Below are 15,499 nucleotides of genomic sequence, written 5' to 3'. Positions count from 1 at the left end.
ACGACGCGGCCCTCTACCGACAGCGCCACAAGGTCGAGAACCTGTTCGCCAAGCTCAAGGACTGGCGGCGTATCGCCACCCGTTACGACCGATGCGCCCACACCTTCTCCGCCACCGGCATCGCAGCCACCGTCATCATCTGGAGCCGATCAATGAGTCCTGAGCTTAGTGGCAGTTGACAGTCACTTCATGACGGTTTGGCAACTCGTCGGCCGTCAGGCCGGGGCTGTTCCTTCCTCGAGCGTCGTGCAGTGCATCGATGACGGGATTGATGGAGAGGGCTGCGTGGCAGATGAGGGCGCGGGCTCCGGGCTTTGGCAGCGGTGAGGAGAGCCGAGCATTGAGCGCAGCGTTCCGGGGCCGGCAATTCGCTCGCGGAAGCATCCTGCCTTTGCCTGCACTGGTGGTGCACCTACGCGCTCGGCTATCGCGATCTCGAGGAGATGATGGCCGAGCGCGGTTTGGCGGTCGATCACACCCAGATCTGCCGCTCCGTCCAGCATGGCGTTCCCGAGCTTGATCGCCGCGTCCAGTGGTAGCGGAGCCGCAGCAGCGACAGCTGGTAGGTCGACGAGACCTACGTGAAGGCGCACGGCGAATGGATGTCTCTGTATCGAGCGATCGGTGACGGTGGCGAACCCCTCGACTTTCTGCGGTCGCGGAAGCATACGACGAAGGCGGCCAGACGCTTCCTCATGGAGGCTTCGAGCCGCTCCCGCATCACCGCCCCTCGGTGATGGCGCGTGGACGGCCGACCTTCCGGAAGGTCGAGGAAGCCGTCGCAGGCCCGCGATCCCTCCGGCATGTCCGACCAGGCTGGGTTCGCTCCTGCCCGTCGACTGATCGCCTCCATGTCGGTCCCGGTCGACGTCACGGGACAGCGACCTCCGTCACCGCCATGGCCCGTGAGACCTTCGACGCAGGCTCGCGTCCGAGATGGCGCGAGATGGCGCGCGCGACCTCGACGACGGCTCCGATGTCGACCCCGGTCTCGATCCCCATCCCGTGCAGCATGGAGAGCAGGTCCTCGGTCGCGACGTTGCCGGCGGCGCCGCGGGCGTACGGGCAGCCTCCGAGCCCGGCGACCGCGCTGTCCACCACCGAGACGCCCAGTTCGAGGCAAGCCAAGAGGTTCGCGAGCGCCTGGCCGTAGGTGTCGTGGAAATGAAGGGCGATGCGCTCGACCGGAACACGCTCGGCGATCGTCTCGACGAGCCTGCGGGCCCGCACGGGCGTTCCCGTCCCGACCGTGTCGCCGAGCGAGATCTCGTAGCATCCCATGGCGAGGAGGCGCTCCGCCACACGGAGAGCCGCCTCGGGCGCCACCGGCCCCTCGTAAGGGCAGTCCAGCACGCAGGACACGTACCCGCGCACCTTCAGCCCGGCCGACAAGGCGCCCTCCGCGACCGGCGCGAACCGATCCAGGCTTTCCTCGATGGAGCAGTTGATGTTCCGGCGGGAGAAACTTTCCGATGCGGCTCCGAAAACGGCGATCTCGCGCGCGCCGGCAGCCAGCGCCTCGTCGAGGCCCTTGAGGTTGGGAACGAGGACGCTGTACGCGACCCCGGGCCTCGGGCGCAGCGCCGACAGAACCTCCGCCGTCCCGGCCATCTGGGGCACCCAACGAGGGGACACGAAGCTGCCGACCTCGATGCTGGACAAACCCGCGTCGGCAAGCGCCTCGATGAGGCCAACTCTCACATCGACCGGCACGGACACGGACTCGTTTTGGAGGCCGTCCCGTGGCCCGACCTCGACGACGCGGACCTTGTCCGGAAGGCTCACGGGGGCTCTCCCGAGACGAAGGTGACGAGTTCCGTGCCCTCGTCCACCATTTCCCCGACGGCTCTGCGGACGTGTTCCACCGTGCCGTCCGCAGGTGCCCTCAGGGTGAGCTCCATCTTCATGGCCTCGATGACGATCAGTGCCGCATCCTTCAGCACCACGTCGCCCGGAGCCACCAGCACGTTCGTCACGGATCCCGGGATCGGCGCGAGGACCCGGTCGTTCCGCGTGATCTCGGCCCGGGGCGAGGCGAGGGGGTCCTCCCGCGTCAAGGCATGCTGCCGTCCCTCGATGACGACGGTCACGTCCGCGTCGCGGCGAACGAGCGCGATCCGGCGGGTGACGCCGTCGAGGACGAGGACCGTTCCCGACCCCTCGTCCTCGACCAGGCGTGCGATGACGGATCCTCCCGGCAAATCCAGCCCGCAACTGCCGCCCGCTTGCGGACGGGCCCGGATCATGACGGTCGATCCGCCCGCGGGCGTGAAGTGAAGGTCCTGATAGCCGTCCCCGTTCATCCTCCACGCATCCATCTCGGTCCAGGGCGACCATGGGTCCCCGGATGCGGCGGCGCCGGAAGTGACCGCTTCGCGATGGCCGCGCACGACGTCGAGGGCCGCGGCCGCAAGGACGGCGTCGAGGTCGCGCGCGACCAAACCGGGCGGCGGCTCCGGAAGGAGATCGTCCGCGTGCCTGGCGAGGAAGCCGGTGTCGAGTTCGCCGGCCTCGAACGCAGGATGTGCGGCGATCGAGCGGAGCAAGTCGAGATTGGTCGCGACGCCGATCACCTCGTACTGCGCCAGGGCCGCCGCGAGTTGCCTCACGGCTGCCGGACGGTCCTCGCCCCATACAACCAACTTCGCGATCATCGGATCGTAATGGGGGGTGATCGAGCCGCCCTCGACCACGCCCGTGTCCACCCGTACCCGGCCCGCCTCTTCCCTCGGTTGGCGCAGGTGGACGAGCGTGCCGACCGCGGGAAGGTAGTCGCGAGCGGGATCCTCCGCGTAGACCCGTGCCTCGATGGCATGACCCTTCAGGGCGAGCCGATCGCTGGTCGATGGAAGCGGCTCCCCGGAGGCCACGCGGAGCTGCCATTCCACCAGGTCGAGGCCGGTGACCATCTCCGTCACCGGATGCTCCACCTGGAGACGGGTGTTCATCTCCATGAAATAGAACTCGCCGTTCTCGACGATGAACTCGACGGTGCCGGCGCCCACGTAGCCCACGGCGCGCGCCGCGGCCACGGCGGCCTCGCCCATCACCTTCCGCCGCGCGGGATCCATCCCCGGGGCAGGAGCCTCCTCGAGGACCTTCTGATGGCGGCGTTGGATCGAGCAATCGCGCTCGAAGAGGGAGACGGTGTTGCCCTGCGTGTCCGCGAAGACCTGGATCTCGATGTGGCGCGGGCGCGTGAGGTACTTCTCTATCAGGACGCGGTCGTCGCCGAAGGAGGCCAGGGCTTCGCGCTTCGCCCCGCCGACGGCGGCGTCGAGCTCGCCGGCGGACGAAACGACACGCATGCCCTTGCCGCCGCCGCCGGCGGACGCCTTGATGAGGACGGGATATCCAATCCTGGCGGCGACGTCGCGCAGCGTCTCGAGATCCTGTGCCTCGCCGTGATAGCCGGGGACGAGCGGAACGCCGGAGCGCTCCATCAGCGCCTTGGAGCCGGCCTTGGATCCCATCGCCCGGATCGCGGATGCGGGCGGTCCGATGAAGGTCACCCCCGCCCGCTCGCAACCTTCGGCGAACTCGGCGTTCTCGGACAGGAAGCCGTATCCCGGATGGATCGCCTGCGCCCCGGATCGCCGGGCGACGTCGAGGATCCTTTCGCCGACGAGGTAACTTTGTCGGGCGGGGGCAGGGCCGATCGGCCATGCCTCGTCGGCCAACCGCACGTGGCGCGCGTTTGCGTCCGCCTCCGAATAGACGGCGACCGTCGCGATGCCGAGACGGCGAGCGGTCGCGATGACACGGCACGCGATCTCGCCCCGGTTGGCGATAAGCATCTTGCGGAACACGGCGATCTCCCTCAGCCCTGCCGCCAGGCGGGTGCACGTTTTTCCAGGAAGGCCGTGACGCCTTCCCTTCCTTCGTCCGATGCCCGGCGACGGGCGATGCGTTCACGCGTCTCCTGAAGCAGATCCGCGCCTATCGGTCTTCCCTCGCGCAGGAACGCCAGATCCTTCGCCTCTGCCTGGGCGCCCGGCGCTCCTTGCAGGATGTTCGCCAGGATCGCCTCTGCCGCGGCCGCGAGGTCGGCCTCCGGCACCACGTCGTGCACGAGCCCGATCTCCCGGGCCCGCTCCGCGCTGAGGGATTCGGCCGTCTGGAACAGGCGGCGGGCCCATCGAGGCCCGATCGCCGCGACCACGTAGGGACTGATCGTCGCCGGGGTCAGGCCAAGCTTCACCTCGCTCAGGCAGAAGCTCGCGCGCGTCGACGAAACCACGACGTCGCAACACGCGACCAGTCCGACGCCGCCTCCATAGGCGGCACCCTGGACGAGCGCCACCGTCGGCTTCGGCAGGCGGTCCAGCGTATGCATCAACTCGCCGAGAGCCGCGGCGTCCGCCAGGTTCGCGCTCCAGGACTGCGAGGCCATTCGGCGCATCCACTCGAGGTCCGCCCCGGCCGAGAAGCTTCGCCCGTTGCTGGCGAGGACGACCGCCCGGATCGACGGGTCGGAACCGAGATCGCGAAGCGCCGAGGTCAAGACGGAGATCAACGCCTCGTCGAAAGCGTTGTGGCGCTCGGGTCGATCGAGCGTGAGGGTCGCGACGCCCCGCTCGTCGATGGCCTTCGTGACGAGAGCTTCTGCGGTCATCGTCGTCTCCTCACATCCGGAAGAGGCCGAAGCGGCTCTCGGGAATGGGAGCGTTGAGGCTCGCGGAGAGCCCGAGCCCCAGGACGCGCCTCGTGTCCGCGGGATCGATCACGCCGTCGTCCCACAGCCGAGCGCTCGAGTAGTAGGGATGGCCCTGAACCTCGTATTGCTCGCGGATCGGCGTCTTGAAAGCCTCCTCCTCCTCCGGCGACCAACTGCCGTCCCTGGCCTCGATGCCGTCGCGCCTCACCTTCGCCAGGACGGATGCCGCCTGCTCCCCGCCCATCACGCCGATGCGCGCGTTCGGCCACATCCACAGGAAACGGGGCGAATAGGCCCGGCCACACATGCCGTAGTTTCCGGCACCGAAACTGCCGCCGATGATGACGGTGAACTTCGGCACCGCCGCAGTCGCGACGGCGGTCACCATCTTGGCGCCGTCCTTGGCGATGCCGCCGGCCTCGTACTTGCGGCCGACCATGAAGCCGGTGACGTTCTGCAGGAAGACGAGCGGAATCCGGCGTTGCGCGCAGAGCTCGATGAAGTGGGCCCCCTTTTGGGCACTTTCGGAGAACAGCACGCCGTTGTTGGCGACGATCCCCACGGGGTAGCCCCAGATGTGGGCGAAGCCGCAGACGAGCGTCTGTCCGTAAAGCCGCTTGAACTCGTCGAACTCGCTGCCGTCGACGAGGCGTGCGATCACCTCGCGGACGTCGTACTGGGTGCGCCTGTCGACCGGAACGACCGAATGCATCTCCTCGGAGGCGTAGAGCGGCGCCACGGGCCTGCGCAATTCGATGTCCGGACGCTTCGGCCGGTTCAGGCCCGCGACGGCGCGACGGGCGATGCCGAGTGCGTGGGCGTCGGTCTCGGCGTAGTGGTCGGTCACGCCCGACACCCGGCTGTGGGTGTCGGCTCCGCCGAGGTCCTCGGCGCTGACGACTTCGCCGGTCGCCGCCTTCACCAACGGGGGGCCGGCCAGGAAGATGGTGCCCTGGTTGCGCACGATGATGCTCTCGTCCGACATGGCCGGGACGTAGGCGCCCCCCGCGGTACAAGACCCCATCACGACGGCGATCTGGGCGATGCCGTCGGCGGACATGTTGGCCTGGTTGAAGAAGATCCGCCCGAAGTGGTCGCGCCCCGGGAACACCTCGTCCTGGTTCGGCAGGTTCGCGCCGCCGCTGTCGACGAGATAGATGCAGGGAAGGCGGTTCTGCTGGGCGATCTCCTGGGCGCGCAGATGCTTCTCGACGGTCAGCGGGAAGTAGGTTCCGCCCTTCACCGTCGCGTCGTTGGCAACGATCATGCACTCGCGCCCCTCGACCCGCCCGATCCCGGCGACGACGCCCGCCGAGGGAACCTCGCCGCCGTACATCCCATGCGCCGCCAACTGTCCGATCTCCAGAAAGGGCGACAACGGATCGATCAGCGCGCGGATGCGGTCTCGCGGCAGGAGCTTGCCGCGGGACAGGTGCTTCTCCCGAGCCCCGGGGCCGCCCCCCCGCCCCACGCGCTCCACCGTGGCACGCAGGTCGGTGACGAGCGCACCCATGGCCTCCGCGCTGGCGCATGCTGCATCGGACTGCATGTTCAACGTGGATGCGATGACCGCCATGGACCCCTTTCCATCGGTTTTGCGCGGACCCGACCGTGGATGGACGGAAGGGCGCCGTCGACAGGGCACGGGTCCGTTCGGCCCCACCACGCCCGTCCTGCCGTGGTCGCCTGCATAGCCAGTTCGGCGACCGGGCGGACCACGTCGTTCGGCCGACTATAGGAGGTCCGTCGTTGGCAACGTCCGCCGAATTCTTTACCAAATCGGCCAGGGGATAAGGATGGTGCCACGAAGGGAAACACCCACAGCGTTCGTCGAGGCCATCTTGGCGGCTTACGCCAAACGAGGAATCGATCCCTCGCAGGCGCTCGCCAAGGCGGGGCTTCCATCGGTTGGAGAGCGTCCTCCCGGCGGACGCGTCACCGCGGAGCAGTTCGAGGCCCTTTCGGGGCATGCCATGCGCGAACTCGACGACGAGGCCCTGGGATGGTTCTCGCGACGTCTGCCATGGGGCAGCTACGGGATGCTGTGCCGGGCGTCTCTCTCGGCGCCGAATCTCGGCCTCGCCGCGTCCCGGTGGTGCCGGCACCATGCCCTGCTCGCCGACGACGTGACGCTGCACCTGGAAGTCGGACCGATCGCGGCGACCCTCAGGATCGAGGAGAGGCGCGATCTCGGCCCGTTCCGCGAGTTCTGCACGGTGAGCCTCCTGCGCAACTTCCATGGAATCGCCAGCTGGCTGGTGGACTCTCGCATCCAGATGTCGGCGGCCTCCTTTCCGTTCCCGGCACCTGCCCATGCCGGCAGCTACGGCCACCTGTTTCCCGGCGTCTCGCCTTCCTTCGGAGCCGAATCGGCTCGCATCGAGTTCGATCCCGCCTATCTCGACCTCAGACTCCTACGCAGCGAAGACGACGCGACTGCCATGCTGAAGCGACCGCTGGTCCTGATGGTGAGGCAATACCAACGTGACCGCCTCCTTTCGAAGCAGGTCCGCGCGGTGCTGGAGAGATCGTCGAGCGTCGGGGTCGACGACGTCGCGACCGAACTGCGAATGTCGATCCGCAGCCTCCACCGTCGCCTGCAACAGGAGAGCACCTCGGTCCAGGCTCTCAAGGACGACATCCGCCGTCGGCGCGCGGAAAGCCTCCTCGCGACGACGCGGTGGCCCTTGAAGCGCATCGGCCAGGAGATCGGCTTCGAGGCGGAGTCCAGCTTCGTGAGGGCGTTCAAGACCTGGACGGGCACGACGCCTGCCGCCTTCCGGAACCTGTCACGCAGCCGGTAGTCTCCGGCCACCGGTTCCGTTCGACCGACACTTCCTACGCCTTCTGCCGAGCCACCCGAGACTAGGGCCTGTTAGCGCCTGAAGCCGACTCTATGTCGCTGTCTTTTCCGATGAGGGAGAGCGTGCCGATGCTGAGCGACGAGCAATGGGATGAACTGGAGCCTCTGATCGAAGCGTGCCGCCCGCATGCGAAGGTGCCGAGCCTACATCTACGGCGGACAGTGGAGGCGATCCTCTGGCGTCATCAGAACGGGGCGAAGTGGCGATCGCTGCCGGCCGAGTTCGGCCCATGGTGGATGGCGGCGCAGACCTTCATCCGCTGGGCGCGGCTCGGTGTCTGGGAGAAGCTGCTGGCGTTGGTTCAGGAGCGAGGCATCCGGCTCGGCATGGTGTTCTTGGACGGGACCAACACCCGGGCGCACCAGAAGGCCGCGGGCGCCAGCCGAAAGGGGGATCTGCAAAAGAGCGAGACGGCCGTGAAGCGCTTGGCCGCTCTCGTGGCGGCTACGGCACAAAGGCCTCTCGTGATGGCCGACGGCGCCGGGGCGTGCCATCGCTTTCCACCTCGCCCTCGGACAGGTCCACGAACTGCCGCACGCCATCCCGCTGCTGGAGCGCCTGCCGGACGTGCCGAAGTGGGGTCGTGGCCGACCGCGGATACACCAGCCATGCCTTCCGCCAGCACATCTGGAACATGGGTGCCCGACCGGCCATCCCGCCGCTTCGCCATGAAGCGCTGGTCGCCTGCCCGGATTGGATCTACAACAACCGCAACCGGGTCGAGCGCCTGTGGGCGCGGCTGAAGGAGTGGCGCGCCGTAGCCACCCGCTACGAGAAGACCGCCGCCAGCTTCCTCGGCGTCCTCTGCCTCGCCGCAGCTCTCGATTGGATCAGGCGCTAACAGACCCTAGGTGGCAAGTCGGACGATCCGGCAGAGTTCGACTCTTAACGGCCGCTTCGTGACCCAACATCGATCGCAGCTCGAACGGCCTTCGTCCGTGGGCTGGTCACTTCAAACAGGAATGGTCCTGCGCATGGTGCCTGCAAGACAGTCAGCAGATCAGGATCGGGGGCAGGGGGAATGTAACCGCTGGTCCCACGCAATGGGGGCATAGGTGACCGGACATCCGTCAAGGCGATCAGCATGGGTTCGTCCGGCAGGGAAACCCATTCACCGTATGTCGAGTTGTTCCCGGTAACGGTCAGGCGCGTGGCAGCAGTTCCCACCAGAACCTCAGCCACCACAATATCGAATTGGGCATAGTCCGAGAGGAAGCTTACTGGTTCCTTCTTGATAAGCTCCTGAAACTCTGGACCGTAACCTGATGGAGAACGGAGCTTGGAAGCTAGCGCACGCCAAAACTCCCGAGCGGCCGGATCGTGTATCATTCGGTAGTTCTCGATACGACCGATGACGACCGTCTGGCATGTTGCACGTCGGAGGGTTCGAATGGAGCACCCCTCCGGCAGGCCATAACAGGCTCGCCTACCAGAACCACAACGATCGCAACCAAACCGGCAACAGCTTTACGCAGCAAAAACGTTCTCCGGTGTTGGTGGGCACACCATAGGCTGAAGCGACGGCGTGGGGCTACCGCGGCAGCTTTTCATCTGTGAACGCCCCTTGGACGCAAGCGGTTTCCGTCGGGTAGGCACGATGTCGGATGCTGCCATCTGTCCGGCCTCTGATGCAGCCTGTTGCTGCGGGCCCGTATGACGGCGCTAGCCCCGATGATCAGAAGGCGCCGCAGCGTTCGCTCGCCCATCTTCGAGGTCGCGCCGAGCTTCTGCTTGCCGCCTGTCGAGTGCTGCGACGGCGTCAGTCCGAGCCAGGCCGCGAAGTCGCGCCCTTTGGCGAACGTCTCGGCTGCGGGTGCCAGGGCCATCAGCGCCGTCGCGGTGATCGGCCCGATCCCGGGAATGGTCATCAACCGCCGCGCCGTCTCCTGTTCGCGGGCGCGCTGGGCGATCTCCTTGTCGAGAGCGGTGATGCACTCGTCGAGATCGGCGAGGAGGTCGAGCATGACGCGGAACATCGAGACTGCCGCCGGCGGCAAGGAGGCGCCCAACTCGTCGTCGAGCAGATCATTCAGCATCGAGACGTACGCAGGCCCTTTCGGCGCGACCCAGCCAGACTCGGTCAAATGACCGCGAATGGCGTTGATGAGCTGAGTGCGCTGGCGAACCAGAAGGTTCCTGGTCCGGAACACGAGCGCCGATGCCTGCTGCTCCTCGCTCTTCACGGCCACAAAGCGCATGGTGGGACGCCGGGCCGCCTCGCAGATCGCCTGCGTATCGACGCCATAGGCACGCCATTCGGCGTTCATGTCGCCACGGTAGAGAAAGTGGCGGGCCGCATGGTCCTGCGCGAGGTAGCCCGGGCCGAAGTCGGCGGCGAGGAGCCCAAGGCCTCGTTTGCGCCACAGGTCGATCTGCCGGAGCCGGTCGCGCGCCGCATTGAATCCCTGCAGGAAGAAGAGGTCGGCGTCGTTCTCGGCACGAATATGGGGAATGCCCCAGCAATCGACGCGAATCTCCGCCTCCGCCGAGAGGCCGGGAAGGGCAATGGTTTGCGTCGCGACGTCGGTCATGCAGATGGTCTCAGGCATGATGGCAGCAACGAGCGCACCGTCGGGCCGCGGCGTCAGCCCCGGGGGGGGGGCACGCCGACGCAGATTTCGGTCGCCAGCGGGCATCGGGTGCGGAAGGCGCAACCGGACGGGATGTCGGCAGGGCTCTGGAGCTCGCCCGTCAGGACGAAGCGCGGCTCGGCGCGCTGCACCACGGTGTCGGCTTCCGGAACGCACGCCATGAGCGCACGCCTGTAGGGGTGTTTGGGCGAGGCAAGGAACGTGTCGTGCTGCGCGATCTCGACGAAGCGCTCGAGATACATGACGACCACGTGATCGCAGATATGTCGGACGACGCTGAGGTCGTGCGACATGAAGAGGTAGGACACGCCGGTCCGCTTCTGGAGCGCGGTCAGGAGATTGAGGATCTGGGCGCGCACGGAGACGTCGAACGCCGAAACGGGCTCGTCGCAGATCACGAGATCGGGTTCGAGCGCCAGCGCCCGCGCGATCACCACCCGCTGGCGCTGGCCACCGGAGAGCTGGTGCGGATAGCGGTCGGCATGGTCGGGGCGCAGACAGACCTGGGAAGGAAGCGCGCCGACGCGCTCCTCGAGCGCCTTGCCCTCGGCGATCCCGCGCACGCGAAGCGGCTCGCCGACCGTCGCCCCGATCGTGGAGCGTGGATCGAGCGAGAGCGCCGGGTCCTGGAAGATCATCTGGACGTGGCGGCGGATGGCGTGGAACTGCCGGGGGCTCGCGCCGACGACCTCCTCGCCGCCGACCCGGATCGTGCCCGCCTGCGCGGGCTGGAGGCCCACGATGGCATTGGACAGCGTCGACTTTCCGCAGCCGGATTCGCCGACCAGCGCCACGGTCTCGCTTCTGCGGATCGCGAGTTCGACCCCGTTCATCGCCCGCGTCAGCGGTGCCGGCGGCCCAAGACGAGATCCGCGCCCACCGAAATGAACGGTGATGTCCCGCATCTCCAGAACGTTGGCGGCGGCGCTCATGTGGCGAGGGGAAGCACCGTCAGCAGGACGGCCGCCACGGCAACGGCGCGCGCCCGCCCATGCCTTGGTTCGTGTTCGGCTTCATGGTCATGGTCGTTCTCAACAGCGTGCTCGCCCTTCCGGACAGTGCCCGCGAGATCCTCGTACCCGCAGCCTCCGTCCTTCTCGCCATGGCGCTCGCCGCCATGGGACTCGCCACCGACATCGGCAAGTTGCGCGCCATGGGCTTGCGTGCGCTCGCGCTCGGTGCCGTCGGATGGGTGTTCATCACGTTCGTGGCGCTCGGGGGCGTGCTGCTCGTCTCAAAAGCACCCCCGGTGCCACTCGACGAGTCCGTTGCAGGGCCTCGTCTTCCCGATCGTTCGTCACCTCGAGAACCTCGATTGATCAGATGGCTCCGTTTCGACGAGCGAAAGGCAGCGACAGCTTGTCTCTCCGAAGGCCGTACAGACGGAGAGGCATAGGAAGTCGAGGAAGCTGGCCGTTTTCTCATATTGGGTTGCGACGGTGCACCAATCCTTCGAATGTGCCCGACGCCTCGTTCAGGAGCTCGGCGCAGACGGCCGTTGACGCTCTGACGAAGCCGTTCTCCCGCGGCTTGGCGAGTGCTGTTTTGGCAGGAATGGTCCATGCAGGCATTCCCGAGTCATATTGTGTGCGCTCCGCCGAACAGGGGCCATATTAAAGCAGTTTACTGGATCAGTAGGCGTCTATAAATTATGGTTGCATGGAATTGATCTGTTTTGCTGCTGAACGGGCCCTGAAACGTATTCTGGCTGACGACTGCGCTGGCAAAGACCTCCGCCTCTTTCAAGTCATCGAAGGAAGGAGACATCCGATGATGATCGGTGACGACGTCCATATCCTCAAGCGTCCGGTCGGCACTTGGGAAAGGGAGTACGAGGATCTCAACGGCGCCTGTCGCAAGACGGCTGCATATCGAGAGATCGTTCGCGTATTTATTCCGCGCAGGACAAGCAAAAAATCCGTAGGTCTGGCGTCGTCCTCGTCGAAAAGGAAGCAAGACCGTGGATAGCGTGAATTCATATGACGGGTTCGGCATGCGGGTCTGGAAGGTGATGTTCGGTGGCGACAACCTGTTCGGGCGCCTAAAGCTCTATATTTTCTTGTCCGTCTACATTCTGGTGAGCGGACTGACGCTCGCACAGATTGGATAAGACGCCCAAGTTGCGAGGGCAGAGAGTGCCGATCCGGTTCGTCGGAATGACGATGACATCCGCGGTTCATGCCCGTCTGGCAATTTGATTTGGAACACTTACAACGGAGTTGCTTCTTCTGCCATCGCGCATAGCGTAACAGGAGAGAATTGATGTTCTATACCGATGGCAAGCTCCAGTTCCCGGTGCGTGTCGAGAAGCCGAACCCGCTGTTTGCCAAGGCGCTGCAACAGGCCATCGGCGGTGTCGAAGGCGAGATCCGGGTCGCCATGCAGTATGCTGTTGAACACCGCGACCGAGGAGCTCGGCCATATCGAGATGCTGGCGACCGCCGTCGCGTTGAACCTCGAAGGTGCGCCGCTTTCGTTGAAGGAAGACATCTCGGCCGACGTCGCGGGCGGTGCCGTTCTGAACGGCATGGACATGCGTCACATCCTGTCCGCAGGCTTGGCCGCGATGCCGGTCGACGCCAACGGCGTGTCGTTCGACATGTCGCACGTCTATGCCTCCGGCAACATCGCGGCCGACATGTATTCCAACGTCTGTGCCGAAAGCACCGGCCGGGCCTTGGCGGTGCGCCTCTACAACATGACCGACGACCCCGGCATGAAGGAGATGCTGTCCTTCATGATCGCCCGCGACACGATGCACCAGCAGCAATGGTTGGCCGCACTCGAGGACATGGGAGGCAACGCCATGAACCTTCCCATCCCCAATTCCTTCCCGCAGTCGGAGGAGAACCGGAAATACTCCTACGCCTATTTCGGTCACATGACCGACGGCTCGATCCCCGAGGGTCGCTGGACGGCAGGTCCCTCCATCGACGGCAAGGGCGAGTTCACCGCGATGCAGTCGGAGCCCATGGGCGGCAAGCCTTCGCTGGCCCCGGCCCGTCCCGATGGCGGTGCACAGACCGGCCAGACGTCGAAGTCGGGAACCGAAGGCCTGCTCGGCCGCATCGAAGGCGCCATCGAGCGCAACCTCTGACGTCCGCCGACCCGACGAGAACGCAAGTCCGCAACGAAAGGCCCCCCTCCATGAATGCCATGAACAGACGCAATCTCATCACGTCGCTCGCCGGGACGGCCGTGGTCGGCCTGCTGCCCGGAGCCGCGGTCGCCCAGATGCGGTCGGCACCCGCGGACGCGGCGAAACTGCCGGCCTTGGTGGGCGGCGACTTCTCGACCGCGACCAGCAAGCTGGCCGTGCACAAGGCGAGCAATCCGGCCGTGCGGAAGTTCGCCAAGCTGGAGATCGCCGAGCAGGCCGCGGTCGCCAAAGCCTTCGGCGCCACGCCCGGTTCGGCGGGGCTGCGGCCGGACCAGGTCGCCATCGTGGAGACGCTGACGGCGGCCACTGGGCCGGAGTTCGACAGAATGTATGTCGACGGTCAGATCGCCGGGCACCGGGAACTGCTGACCATCCATCGCCGCTACGCACGGAACGGAAGCGATCCGATGGCTCGCGGTGCTTCGCTCGTCGGCGTCACCGGGATCGAAGCGCACCTGTTCCTTATCGAAAACCTGAAGCGCCAGATCGTCTGATCCAGATGCGACCGGATGCGGAGACGCAGCCGCATCCGGTCGCGAACGAATCGACTTCTCCCGCGGCTCAGATCCTGCGCTCGGCATCCGCGGAGCCGAATGCGAATGAAGACTGGCCCCGAACGATCGATTGGCGATGGCGTCGACGTGGCACGGCAAGGGCGGTGCCCATTGGACATGCGTTCAAAAGGGCGCGGTCGCCGTCTCGTCGTGGGTTCGATCGCGAGTTTCATTCCTGATGCCTCCCGGCCGCCGACAACGGGCGAATGCGTTTCCCACCTCCTTCTCCTTGGTTCTTCGCAACGAGTTGAAGGAGACCGGCGTGACCGTATCCTGCCGGATGTCAGGACCGATCGAGGCCGAGTTCTTCCAGCGCGGCGACCTTCTCGGGAGCGATGTCGGCAAGGCGAAGAAGGATGATGCGGCCAGAGTGGCGCAGGACGGGTTCGATGCGATGACGAACGCCGAGGGCGACGTCGTTTGGGTTGGGGGAACGAGATGCAGGCCGCTCCGGCGAACATCACGCCTTCGAGCATCCACGCCGAGCCCCGCGGAACCGGATTGAGCGGGCCCCGGGCATGACGGTCGATCCCGAACGGTTGTGCCCGCTGGACGCGGCGCGCTGCGAGATCGCCGAGGGTACGACATACGACGCCCATGCCGACGTCGCGTGGTGGTTCGACATCCCCGCCTGGAGGCTTTTCGAACACCGCTTCGTCACCGGCGAGACGATCGTTCACGATCTGCCGTTCTACGCGAGCGCTCTGGCGCGCATCGATGGCGAACGGCAACTCCTGGCGACCGAGGCGGGGCTGCGCGATATCGGGCTCCCGACCGGGCAGGTCACCTGTCCCCCCTTCGTCGGTAAGGACGCTTCAACCCTTCTCGTGACGACGTCGTTCGCCGGCTATGACGGGAATCGGCGCAAGGCCGAGCCCGACGCCGGCGCGACCTTCCTTGGAAATGTCGGCGCGGCAAGCCGGTTCGATCCTGACGTTCTCATCGCCTAACGTCCGAACGATGCCGCACGTCTCCGACGGCGCAGCCCGGACGCGTGAGCGAGGGGTGTGTTCGCCGGGAACGTCCGGCCATTCGCCCGTCTGTTTCGAGCGAGGTCGCCGATCCCGGCGATGCCGAGCGAAAGCCGGCGTTCCCGCACTCCGGCCCGCCTGCCATGGCGCTCTCGCCTATTCCAGCTGTTTCCGCCGAATTGTCAGTTTCCCGATCTCTGTCGGTCCTTCGATGCTTTCGAGGTGCGCACCCCAGGCTTTCACCTCGTCGATCCCGGCGAAGGTTCCTTGCGGCTGTCGAAGACTATCGAAAACCGCTTCGACGTGCCAACGACCCCGCTCGTCGAGGTTCTGAGCGTGCCGAAGGTGAACTGCGACCGCAATCGACCGTCCGTCGTCGAACACGAGAAACCCGTCCTCGTCGGGACTTGACGTCTCCACTTTCACAGGCGTCAACGAAAGCATTCCAGTCGTAGCCTCGACATCGTGGCCCCAGCTTCCCCATAGCTAGCCGACGTGGCCGATCCGTCAGCGCTCAGTGAGGATGGAATGCGAACCAATTCAGTAGGCATCGAACCTTCCGCTCTTCTCGGACGGAAGCTGACGGCCGTTGCAGAACTGCCGACCGCTGGAGTGGACCCCATTTCGCCGGACAGGCGGCTGTTGGGTTTAGGCACTGAGCCTTATGAACTCACGAGGCGAGCGGAACTTCAGGCCTGAGTG

At 66.0% G+C, this 15,499-nt stretch carries 13 protein-coding genes and 6 pseudogenes; 12 read left to right on the top strand and 7 right to left on the bottom strand.

The genetic code is table 11. From position 1 onward, the window contains the following. Positions 1–179 (top strand): transposase (locus tag GGR04_RS24695; protein ID WP_183202954.1); only part of this gene is annotated, 179 nt, incomplete at its 5' end. 399 nt (positions 180–578) lie between these two features. Then, positions 579–737, top strand: a pseudogene (locus GGR04_RS24690) (DDE-type integrase/transposase/recombinase); the annotation flags it as partial. A gap of 133 nt (positions 738–870) precedes the next feature. On the opposite strand, the gene GGR04_RS23325 reads toward GGR04_RS24690, so the two are convergent. From GGR04_RS23325 to GGR04_RS23310, 4 genes are read right to left on the bottom strand one after another with little or no spacing between them, the layout of a single operon-like run. Then, the gene (locus tag GGR04_RS23325; RefSeq protein WP_183202950.1) at positions 871–1,785 is read right to left on the bottom strand and encodes a hydroxymethylglutaryl-CoA lyase; all 915 of its coding nucleotides are present in this window, start codon (positions 1,783–1,785) and stop codon (positions 871–873) included. After that, the gene (locus GGR04_RS23320; RefSeq protein ID WP_183202948.1) at positions 1,782–3,809 is read right to left on the bottom strand and encodes an acetyl/propionyl/methylcrotonyl-CoA carboxylase subunit alpha; all 2,028 of its coding nucleotides are present in this window, start codon (positions 3,807–3,809) and stop codon (positions 1,782–1,784) included. Before GGR04_RS23320 ends, GGR04_RS23325 begins: the two co-directional genes overlap by 4 nt. An 11-nt stretch (positions 3,810–3,820) precedes the next feature. Then, positions 3,821–4,615, bottom strand: a complete 795-nt coding sequence (locus GGR04_RS23315) for an enoyl-CoA hydratase-related protein (RefSeq protein ID WP_183202946.1) — start codon at positions 4,613–4,615, stop codon at positions 3,821–3,823. A gap of 10 nt (positions 4,616–4,625) precedes the next feature. Then, a complete protein-coding gene (locus GGR04_RS23310) occupies positions 4,626–6,233 on the bottom strand; it encodes a carboxyl transferase domain-containing protein (protein WP_183202944.1) in 1,608 nt (535 codons plus the stop codon). A 265-nt stretch (positions 6,234–6,498) separates the two neighbouring features. Here GGR04_RS23310 and GGR04_RS23305 point away from each other — a divergent pair, with 265 nt between their 5' ends. Together GGR04_RS23305 and GGR04_RS23300 are read left to right on the top strand one after the other, a co-directional pair. Beyond that, the gene (locus GGR04_RS23305; RefSeq protein WP_246393600.1) at positions 6,499–7,461 is read left to right on the top strand and encodes an AraC family transcriptional regulator; all 963 of its coding nucleotides are present in this window, start codon (positions 6,499–6,501) and stop codon (positions 7,459–7,461) included. Between the two features lie 128 nt (positions 7,462–7,589). Beyond that, a pseudogene (locus tag GGR04_RS23300) lies at positions 7,590–8,362 on the top strand (IS5 family transposase). Between the two features lie 796 nt (positions 8,363–9,158). Here GGR04_RS23300 and GGR04_RS24685 read toward each other — a convergent pair. The 3 genes and pseudogenes from GGR04_RS24685 to GGR04_RS23290 form a co-directional block, all read right to left on the bottom strand. Next, a pseudogene (locus GGR04_RS24685) lies at positions 9,159–9,758 on the bottom strand (IS110 family RNA-guided transposase); the annotation flags it as partial. 39 nt (positions 9,759–9,797) lie between these two features. Beyond that, positions 9,798–10,052: pseudogene (locus GGR04_RS24680) on the bottom strand (penicillin acylase family protein); the annotation flags it as partial. A gap of 53 nt (positions 10,053–10,105) precedes the next feature. Continuing rightward, complete coding sequence (locus GGR04_RS23290) at positions 10,106–11,044, bottom strand: ABC transporter ATP-binding protein (RefSeq protein WP_183202938.1); 939 nt, start codon at positions 11,042–11,044, stop codon at positions 10,106–10,108. A gap of 29 nt (positions 11,045–11,073) precedes the next feature. On the opposite strand from GGR04_RS23290, the pseudogene GGR04_RS23285 reads away from it, so the two are divergent. The 8 genes and pseudogenes from GGR04_RS23285 to GGR04_RS23260 form a co-directional block, all read left to right on the top strand. Then, positions 11,074–11,508, top strand: a pseudogene (locus tag GGR04_RS23285) (putative sulfate exporter family transporter); the annotation flags it as partial. Between the two features lie 263 nt (positions 11,509–11,771). Next, complete coding sequence (locus GGR04_RS23280; protein WP_183202934.1) at positions 11,772–12,080, top strand: hypothetical protein; 309 nt, start codon at positions 11,772–11,774, stop codon at positions 12,078–12,080. Next, positions 12,073–12,222 (top strand): hypothetical protein, encoded by a 150-nt coding sequence (locus GGR04_RS23785; RefSeq protein ID WP_210291955.1) that lies wholly within the window; start codon positions 12,073–12,075, stop codon positions 12,220–12,222. The genes GGR04_RS23280 and GGR04_RS23785 overlap by 8 nt, the downstream gene beginning before the upstream one ends. Before the next feature lie 152 nt (positions 12,223–12,374). Continuing rightward, a pseudogene (locus GGR04_RS23275) lies at positions 12,375–13,209 on the top strand (manganese catalase family protein). A gap of 50 nt (positions 13,210–13,259) precedes the next feature. Then, positions 13,260–13,766, top strand: coding sequence for a DUF4142 domain-containing protein (locus GGR04_RS23270; protein ID WP_183202932.1), 507 nt, complete (start codon positions 13,260–13,262; stop codon positions 13,764–13,766). Positions 13,767–13,902: 136 nt separating this feature from the next. Continuing rightward, positions 13,903–14,331, top strand: a complete 429-nt coding sequence (locus tag GGR04_RS23780; protein WP_210291954.1) for an SDR family oxidoreductase — start codon at positions 13,903–13,905, stop codon at positions 14,329–14,331. A 13-nt stretch (positions 14,332–14,344) separates the two neighbouring features. Continuing rightward, positions 14,345–14,776 carry an SMP-30/gluconolactonase/LRE family protein gene (locus GGR04_RS23265; RefSeq protein WP_183202930.1) on the top strand — a complete coding sequence of 144 codons (432 nt, stop codon included), beginning with the start codon at positions 14,345–14,347 and terminating at the stop codon, positions 14,774–14,776. A gap of 120 nt (positions 14,777–14,896) precedes the next feature. Beyond that, positions 14,897–15,208 carry a hypothetical protein gene (locus tag GGR04_RS23260; protein ID WP_183202928.1) on the top strand — a complete coding sequence of 104 codons (312 nt, stop codon included), beginning with the start codon at positions 14,897–14,899 and terminating at the stop codon, positions 15,206–15,208. Positions 15,209–15,499 lie beyond the last annotated feature (291 nt).

The sequence above is a fragment of the Aureimonas pseudogalii genome, assembly GCF_014196835.1.
Taxonomy (GTDB): domain Bacteria; phylum Pseudomonadota; class Alphaproteobacteria; order Rhizobiales; family Rhizobiaceae; genus Aureimonas; species Aureimonas pseudogalii.
The sequence above is the reverse complement of the archived record's forward strand: the minus strand, read 5'-3'. Positions and strand labels throughout refer to the sequence as shown.

Excerpts from the sequence above, each read along its gene's own strand:
- GGR04_RS23315 (WP_183202946.1), bottom strand. The coding sequence starts at position 4,615 with ATGACCGCAGAAGCTCTCGTCACGAAGGCCATCGACGAGCGGGGCGTC.
- GGR04_RS23310 (WP_183202944.1), bottom strand. The coding sequence starts at position 6,233 with ATGGCGGTCATCGCATCCACGTTGAACATGCAGTCCGATGCAGCATGC.
- GGR04_RS23290 (WP_183202938.1), bottom strand. The coding sequence starts at position 11,044 with ATGAGCGCCGCCGCCAACGTTCTGGAGATGCGGGACATCACCGTTCAT.
- GGR04_RS23280 (WP_183202934.1), top strand. The coding sequence starts at position 11,772 with ATGGAATTGATCTGTTTTGCTGCTGAACGGGCCCTGAAACGTATTCTG.
- GGR04_RS23270 (WP_183202932.1), top strand. The coding sequence starts at position 13,260 with ATGAATGCCATGAACAGACGCAATCTCATCACGTCGCTCGCCGGGACG.
- GGR04_RS23780 (WP_210291954.1), top strand. The coding sequence starts at position 13,903 with ATGGCGTCGACGTGGCACGGCAAGGGCGGTGCCCATTGGACATGCGTT.
- GGR04_RS23265 (WP_183202930.1), top strand. The coding sequence starts at position 14,345 with ATGACGGTCGATCCCGAACGGTTGTGCCCGCTGGACGCGGCGCGCTGC.
- GGR04_RS23260 (WP_183202928.1), top strand. The coding sequence starts at position 14,897 with ATGCCGAGCGAAAGCCGGCGTTCCCGCACTCCGGCCCGCCTGCCATGG.